The sequence below is a fragment of the Paenisporosarcina sp. P4_D4 genome, assembly GCF_056401835.1.
Genome location: NZ_JBFUIO010000336.1, coordinates 1 through 985, shown reverse-complemented (window position 1 = coordinate 985; position 985 = coordinate 1). Strand labels below are relative to the sequence as shown.

The window sequence follows — 985 nt, the reverse complement described above, 5'->3', positions numbered from 1 at the left end:
CCATTGCGTAGCTTTCGGAGTTTTCGTAAATTCTATCTAGCAGATCAATCATGTTTCCTTTTTGCTTCTTCATTCCTTACCCCCTGTACCCTATAAGATGAGAATTTCGTTTGCTTATTTCCATAAATCTAACCAATAAGCGATTGCTTTTTTCCTTTCTTCATCATACATATTCGAGTTAATAAACCACTCTTCCCAATCCTTGTCATGCTTACTGGAATTACACCCTTTGCAAGCCAATATACAGTTCTCAATGCCATCAGAGCCAAAATTATCAGCATGATCCTTGTGTAGTTTATTTTGGTACTTCTCAATTGCTTCCTCTTCAGTAATTCCACAATACATACAACAACTGTTTGAGTAAGAATAGATTAATCTTATCTCGTCCTCTGAGATGTCATGACTCTTATGAAATAGTCTCTTTATTCTATAGTCTTTTAACTTGTTTTTGTTACCTCTTCTCCATTTTTGTTTAAGATCTTTGGAGTGTTCAGTATTTTGATTGTTCCATCTTTTTGCTTTGTCTTTATAATATTGCTCTTTCTCTTTATAAATCTGTTTGCTGTATTCACTTACTTTTGCTTTATTGTCGTCTTGATATTTCTTGGATTTCCTTATTGCACAAATCTTGCAGTATGGATGAAAGCCATCCTTTCCTGATTTAGATATATAGAAATTCTCTTCGTTTAATTCAATCCATTCTTCACAAATAAGACACTTTTTAAATTTCACATTATTAATAACTCTAATTTCACTTGATGTTGTCGTTCTGGAAGCCCTTTTAGACACATGTAATGGATTACCATATTTTCTGAAGGCTCTATAATGTTTTTTACAGTACCCCTTAGCTTCGTGTTTATTATTGCAATCTTTAACATTACATATCTTCACCTTCACTACCCCTCCATCAAGATATTTTATAATTCATTTATTAACAAATAATAACAAGATTTTAGTTGTCAAAAATCCTTTTTAACTTCTGTAT

Annotated in this window: 1 protein-coding gene; it reads right to left on the bottom strand. The window is 32.0% G+C overall.

Going from position 1 to position 985, the window contains the following annotated elements; genetic code table 11:
- Positions 1–114 precede the first annotated feature (114 nt).
- Positions 115–891 carry an HNH endonuclease gene (locus AC1DSL_RS18670; RefSeq protein ID WP_477533391.1) on the bottom strand — a complete coding sequence of 259 codons (777 nt, stop codon included), beginning with the start codon at positions 889–891 and terminating at the stop codon, positions 115–117.
- Positions 892–985 lie beyond the last annotated feature (94 nt).